Source organism: Pseudomonas amygdali, assembly GCF_002699855.1.
Classification (GTDB): domain Bacteria; phylum Pseudomonadota; class Gammaproteobacteria; order Pseudomonadales; family Pseudomonadaceae; genus Aquipseudomonas; species Aquipseudomonas amygdali.
This window is the reverse complement of record NZ_LKBW01000098.1, coordinates 1-6,634: the sequence shown is the minus strand read 5'-3', so window position 1 is coordinate 6,634 and position 6,634 is coordinate 1. Positions and strand designations below refer to the sequence as shown.

The 6,634-nt window shown below is 48.1% G+C and carries 6 protein-coding genes and 1 pseudogene; 5 read left to right on the top strand and 2 right to left on the bottom strand.

Annotated features, from left to right (window positions below):
- Both AO277_RS09210 and AO277_RS09205 read left to right on the top strand, forming a co-directional pair.
- A pseudogene (locus tag AO277_RS09210) lies at nt 1–94 on the top strand (IS5/IS1182 family transposase); the annotation flags it as partial.
- A gap of 105 nt (nt 95–199) precedes the next feature.
- Nucleotides 200–844: a hypothetical protein gene (locus AO277_RS09205; protein ID WP_218962510.1), complete on the top strand. Its 645-nt coding sequence runs from the start codon at nt 200–202 to the stop codon at nt 842–844.
- Between the two features lie 342 nt (nt 845–1,186).
- On the opposite strand, the gene AO277_RS09200 is transcribed toward AO277_RS09205, so the two are convergent.
- Nucleotides 1,187–1,831 (bottom strand): STM2766 family helicase-associated protein, encoded by a 645-nt coding sequence (locus AO277_RS09200; RefSeq protein WP_099258933.1) that lies wholly within the window; start codon nt 1,829–1,831, stop codon nt 1,187–1,189.
- Nucleotides 1,828–3,858, bottom strand: coding sequence for an STM2767 family DEAD/DEAH box helicase (locus AO277_RS09195; protein WP_257214208.1), 2,031 nt, complete (start codon nt 3,856–3,858; stop codon nt 1,828–1,830). Before AO277_RS09195 ends, AO277_RS09200 begins: the two co-directional genes overlap by 4 nt.
- A 408-nt stretch (nt 3,859–4,266) precedes the next feature.
- Here AO277_RS09195 and AO277_RS09190 point away from each other — a divergent pair, with 408 nt between their 5' ends.
- The 3 genes from AO277_RS09190 to AO277_RS09180 all read left to right on the top strand — a co-directional run bounded on the left by AO277_RS09190 (nt 4,267) and on the right by AO277_RS09180 (nt 6,352).
- Entirely contained in the window at nt 4,267–4,602 is a 336-nt protein-coding gene (locus AO277_RS09190) for a hypothetical protein (RefSeq protein ID WP_044320136.1), read from the top strand.
- 156 nt (nt 4,603–4,758) lie between these two features.
- On the top strand, nt 4,759–5,523 hold the full coding sequence (locus tag AO277_RS09185; protein ID WP_044320137.1) for a hypothetical protein: 765 nt from the start codon (nt 4,759–4,761) through the stop codon (nt 5,521–5,523).
- Nucleotides 5,524–5,581: 58 nt separating this feature from the next.
- Nucleotides 5,582–6,352, top strand: a complete 771-nt coding sequence (locus AO277_RS09180; protein WP_044320138.1) for an SDR family NAD(P)-dependent oxidoreductase — start codon at nt 5,582–5,584, stop codon at nt 6,350–6,352.
- Nucleotides 6,353–6,634: the final 282 nt, after the last annotated feature.

Below are 6,634 nucleotides of genomic sequence, written 5' to 3'. Positions count from 1 at the left end.
GCGTTACGACAAGCTGGCAAGTAGCTTTAAAGCGATGGTCACACTGGCTTGCATCGAAAGATGCTTGCGGGCTGACTTTTCAGACAAACCCTAGGAGTACGGGGTTAAACGATGCAGATGAAGTGGCCCTTGATCTATTCAGATGGCGAAACTCGTCTACACCTGAAAAAGGTGTAAGACCATAACTGAGAATTCATCAATGGGTGGCGCTCCTGACGCTAAATTTTTAGGAATTGCTTCTAGTTGGGGAAAGGACTATGCAGACCAACTATTGGGCTATGTGTGGAAAGCTTATGACTCAATGTGCGAAAACATGCCCTACATACATGGTCAATCATTAGAGCGTAGCATTACTCAGGCTCTAGAACTAAGGATTGGAGACCAAATGAGTGGGTATGAGCCATTTTCAATCCAACATGGCTCTTGCGAATATGAAACAATGGCTAAACCTCCTGCTCAGCCCCCCACTTACGATTTGGCATTTGTTTACCGGGCAAATGAAAGCTTTATGTGGCCCCTAGAAGCGAAAGTCCTCGAGACACCAGGTTCTTTGGCTGAGTACGAGCGCGACTTAAGAGAAGAATACCTGACATGCCGCTACGCGCCTTTTTCTGATGCTGGAGCTATGGTTGGTTACCTGCTCAAAGGCGATGCAACTGATGCACTAAATAAAATTGAAACTAAAATCGGTTGTTCGTTGAAAGATGCGCTGACATTTGTTAGTCGCCCACACAAGACCTCTAAACACGATCGCAAGGTCCCACCTGGTAAGGCGTATCCTTCGGACTTCTGTTGCCATCACCTTGTTATGGAGTATCCAAGTCTGGCTCGCAGTACCGTGTAACACGCTGCCGCAGCAGTCTCAGGTTGTACCTAGATTTTAGGAAAAGCTCTGAGACACCGACCTCACAGCTCCGCCCATTAGGGTTTTCGGGGTCGGTAGGAGTAGCCGCAATCTGTGCCCCCGGCACATCCATATGCAGAAACACCACATATGGCTCCTACCTTGGGTTTAGGAATTAGAGGTGAATCACGTGATAAGAATGCATTTTAATTAGTAAGCGATCTATAAAACCCTACCGCCCTAAGATGCGTGGCACGCTGGGCGATGCCGCATCTGTAGGCGCGGCTCAGCCAATTCAACAGTGAAAGCCTCCACCGGGAAGCGGGTGTGCTATTGATTAATTTAGGTTCTAAGGTAGTGTTTCGGAACAGTGCCGTCGAATAGAGAATAAAAACACTCAATATTCACTGGTGCGTCCAATCCTATTTTTATCGATGAGGTGTTTTTGAAGAAAAAGTCAAAGTGATAGCGCGGATGGATATTACCGTTCTCATTTTTGGGATCATCATCGAATCTAAAGTACCCATGATCGTCCATTAGAAGCGTTGCGAACGCATCGTAGTATGGTATAGCCTCGGTAACACTCAAACCAAAACTATCAACTAATGAGCAAATAATCTCCTCATGTGAATGAACGCCTCCCTTGCATGTGAGGACAGCGTTTCTTAGTATAGATATAAATATACCGCTAACCTCCTCTGCTATGAGGTCATAGTTAAAATACACTCTTGAACCATCATCTACAATTTGAAAAGGTATTGTCATAGAAAAATATCCATCGCTTTTCCTTATTAATGCTCGACAATAGTCTCCAGAAAAAATCACAAAATCAAAATCATCTTCATAGTCAGATATTTTACAATGGCCACATGTATTAACCATCTCAGCAAGCTGAAGAATATTCTCTAAGTTATCTAAATTATCTCGCACTGCACAAAAATCGCTCATGCGAAAACCAGGTACTCCCTTGAAGAAAAAAGCCGTCATATCACCCTAGCCCTCTGATATTCGGCATTCAACAGTAGATCTAAATAGTCTTGATCATAATCCGCCTCACCGACGATGGTACTAATTCTATCAATGAGCTTCGCAATCAGACGAGGACTGGGACTTGCTTCTTGTTCGTTACAGTATGCTCTGACGATTTCTTCGATAGATGGAAGCTCATCTAGAACTAAAAATTCGCGCTGTTGAATCTCTTCAGGTGACGGAATCCTAATATCCATATAGGAATTGTGCGACAGAAAATTCAACCCCTGATTCACTCTTCCCAAAACATCCAAGTCAACTTTTTTCCCAAGAACCAGATGGCTTTCTAAAAAGGATCTGGCCAGCATAGTGTAAAGGGCATTTCGGAATGACGGGTGACGATTCAGATTCAGAGCAAAACATATGACGAACGGAAACTCAAGACCTTTTGCGTTATTGATATTTGAAACGAATACTTTATCTGGATCGCTCCGTTTCGTTTCGAATGAAACATTCACCTCCCAACCAAGTAATTCAGCAATCTTGAATTTTAACTGCGTTATAACATCATAAATATAATTATCTTTATCTAGCAAAATTATCGCAATATCTCCAGGCTCAACGCCTGGGTGGTTAGATATAATCATCTTAACCACCTCAACTAGATTTTGTGCAATTGTCAAACCGTCCGCTAGCTGGTGAATCCGCGTGCTTTTGAAATCTGCCGGTATATCCTCAAACCGTCGCAATGGATCCCTAGATATAAGTGCCCTACCATTCTTCTCATCGTATACATAACCGCATGCATCCCACTCATGAGGTTGTAACCAGCGTAAGACAGGAGTTTCAAAAAGCCCCATTGCCAATGCGTGAGAAAACATCAGGTTCTTAGGGTCCGTGCGGTAGCATTTTTTCAAAATCATATCAGCACGATTTACACCCTCATCAATTGGGCGAAAAATATTCTGAAATACATCCCCTGCGACATACAATCTTTTTTCGGTTACCGGTTCGCAAAGCTCGACAAAACTGGCAGCAAAATCTTGGCTTTCATCCATAAATACGTAATCAAAAATATACTTCCTTTCGCCCGAAATTTGCTTTATCGCAGCGATAGCTACCTTGCATACGTGGTCAAAACTCCCAGCTTGCAGACTTAAGAAAGGTATACCGTAACTGTGGCAAATATACCGGTACATACCAGAATAAGGGTCTCTACCGCTGCCCCAAGAATGAAAGCAAAAAAGTTTATTACTCCAATCAATTTGACGTTCAACGCGCATGAAGTCGAAAAAATTCGGGATTCGAGTTTTCATTGAAGATGATAGTATTTTATTGAAACATGTGAATGCTATACGAGCATTGAAGTCACGAGAGTATATCTCCTTCATCTTATGTAATAGCAACTCAGTTTTCCCAGAACCAGCCAGTCCTTGAATAACAAACTTTTTCCCTGCGCCGGACCGAAAAACGAAACTTGTCTGGTCCGTATCCAAAAGAATGATTTTTGATTTTATAGTTTCCAAGAGACCGCTTGCTTCCAAATTTATTTTGGAGACATCATTAATACTCCCTACGACTAGCGAAGTAATAAAGTCAACTAGACGTCGATCTGCTGGCTTTTCAACGCTGAGGTCTGCAAAGTCAAAATCTTCTGCATCACACTGTTCAAATAGTGAAAACCAATATTTTTTTCTACCAATTTTTTCTCTGTATTTAAATTTTTCCGACAGGAAAGCAATATCTTCTACAAAGAACTCGACATGCTCTTCAAACGCTTCTTCATCATCGCCAAGATTAACAAAACAAGGTTTTACACCTGATGAAAATATAGTTACAGCTCTATCGTACTCGTAATCAGCATCGTCTTTTGAAAGAGGTTTTCGAAGAACATAGGTTTGTTTTTTATTGCTTTCAGCAAACTCTTCTATCTTTTCCTTGATTCCCGCTTGCTCGACTAAATCCAGAGCATCGGGTGAGTAAAAGCAATATCCAGACATTTTTAAAGCCCTGCCATTCAGACTATTATGCACACGATCCTTCAAGGATACTCAAAAGCCTTGGAATTGTCGTCACTCTGTGAGTCGGATCAAGCCTCTGGACACGTACATGCCGAGCCCTATCCAATTGAATTGACACACTTGCTGGAGTCTGTAACGGACTGATAATCAGCGCGGAATGCCACAGAATTGCCACACTCGCCGCGCTAACCGGGGCGAGACCCCGCTAATCTCAGCTAACACAACCCATTGATTTCCCAGCTAATGCCCGCTAACGTATTGATTCTAAAAGTCGACTTTTAGAACTCCGAAGGCAGGGGGCGTGGGTTCGAATCCCGCTTGGGCATGTGAGAGCGTCCTGTTACCGCTATAAAAACTACCTAAACCAAGACCCCAACGAGTAAAGTACCGCCGCCCGAGACGTGGATCCGGGTTTTCCCATGGAGTTTCACCTTGAAGTCATTTAGCAAAGTCGTCGCCGCAGCAGTATGTGGTCTGGTTCTGGCGGGTTGCACCTGCACCCCTATGAAAACCCCGCAATACGACAGCAGCCAATACACCGTCGTAGGTCACAGTGAAGCAAGCGCCACCGGCCTGATGCTGTTCGGTCTGATCCCGATTCGTCAGAACGACCGTTTCGTTCGTGCGCAGAACAGCGCCATTCAGGCCAAGGGTGGCGATGCGCTGATCAATACCCAAGTGCAGGAGAAGTGGTTCTGGGCCTGGGTTCTGAACGGCTACACCACCACCGTTTCTGGTGACGTGATCAAACTGAAAACAGCTAAATAAGCACTGCCCGACTCCAGAAAGCCCGGTTCGCCGGGCTTTTCTGTTTCTGGCTATTGGCGGATGCACTGTCGGGGGTGTTGTAAGAGCAGACACGCATCGTTACCCACCGCCAAAAGGTTTAGCATTCAGCCCTCCTTCGGATGTGAAGTTTTCTGCATGACGGCCTTCTACCTCAAGTTACTCATCACCCCCGCGCTCATGCTGGCCATTTCATTGGCCGCGAGGCGCTGGGGCACTGGTGTGGCGGGGCTTCTTTCTGGTCTGCCGATGACCTCGGCGCTGGTCATGCTGTTTCTCAGTCTTGAGCAAGGCACCGAATTCGCCTCGATGGCGGTGCTTGGGGCATTGGCTGGGCTTGCGGCGATTCAGGCGACTTATCTGTTTTACTTTCTGGTTACTCGACGCGTTTCAGCGGTGACGGGATGCGCCTTGGCGTTGGCTGTGTATGGCGCAACGGCCTTTGTGATGAACCTGTCGGGCTTACTGGCGCTGTCGATCATCTTCACGCTGCTGATGGTTGCGTTGATCGTTGTTGCCACCTCAAAACAGGCCCCGCCGAACGTAGCGTCATACGTTGCAATGCCGCGCTGGGTCATCCCGATGCGAATGCTGACAGCCACCCTTCTGCTGCTGGCGATTACCGCAAGTGCCACCTGGCTCGGGCCGGTGGTCAGTGGGCTGCTGGCGCCGATCCCGGTGATCGCCTGGCCGCTTGCAGTGTTTGTCCACGTTCAGGGCGGGCGTTATGAACTGGCGGCAATAGTCCGCGGCAATGCCATTGGCGCTGTCGGGGTGGTGAGTTTTTACCTGACCCTCAGGTATTCCATACTGCAATGGGGCGCGCTTGTGTCTATCACGGCTGCCGTTTTGCTGGCTGTTGTGGTGACGGCTGGGTTGGCGCGGTTGTTGGCGAAGCGGTAGGGCTATAGTTGCCCCACAGAAGTCAAAAACACTTCAACCATGCTCCTCAAGGTGCCTTATGAGTTTGATACCCGAACTGAACAGCGAGGCTAACGTGCTGATATGCGGAGCCAGCCGAGGTATTGGCTTGGCACTGTGCGCAACGTTGCTTGCTCGCGATGATGTGGCTCAGGTATGGGCGGTCGCGCGAAAAGCCAGTACTTCTACAGAGCTGGCAACGCTTGCAGAGCAATATGGCCAACGCATCAAACGCGTCGACTGCGACGCGCGCAATGAACAATCCCTTGAAGCACTCGTGAGCGAGGCGCTTGATGGATGCGAGCATCTGCACCTCGTCATCAGTACGTTAGGCATTCTTCATCAGGACGGCGCAAAAGCAGAAAAGGGCTTGGCACAACTGACACTTGCGAGTCTGCAAGCGAGTTTCGCGACCAACACCTTTGCACCGATCCTGCTGCTCAAACACCTGCTCCCGTTATTGCGCAAACAACCTTCAACCTTCGTGGCGCTCTCCGCGAGGGTTGGCTCCATTGGCGATAACCGACTGGGTGGCTGGTACAGCTACAGAGCCAGCAAAGCAGCGCTGAACCAGTTGCTGCACACGGCCAGTATCGAGTTGAAACGTCTTAACCCGGCCTCTACTGTCCTGGCAATACACCCAGGCACGACTGACACGGAGCTGTCTCAGCCATTCCAGGCGAACGTGCCCGAAGGCCAGCTGTTCGAACCGGCGTTCTCGGCGGATCGCATTATTGAGGTGGTAGGCGCACATGGACCGGCCGACAGCGGGACCTTTTGGGCCTGGGACGATAAGCCGATTGTCTGGTGACTTGTTTCACTTGTGAGAATGAGGTCGCTATCCGTCCTCACTAACGGGCTGTTTTGGTCGGAAAGCCCCCGCCGCTTATAACCCCTTCGTCGGATAAAGCCCATTGCTATCAACGAGACGGCATTACTGGCGTCATACCCCACTCTCAATGGACCCACCGCAGGTAAGGAGCACGGCATGACCCAGGTATTCAACATCAAGGACGCCACCAACCCTACGGTGGTATGCCCCCCGAAGGTTGGACAATTATCCACTTACGCTGCCTTGGCGGCCTGCATCCTG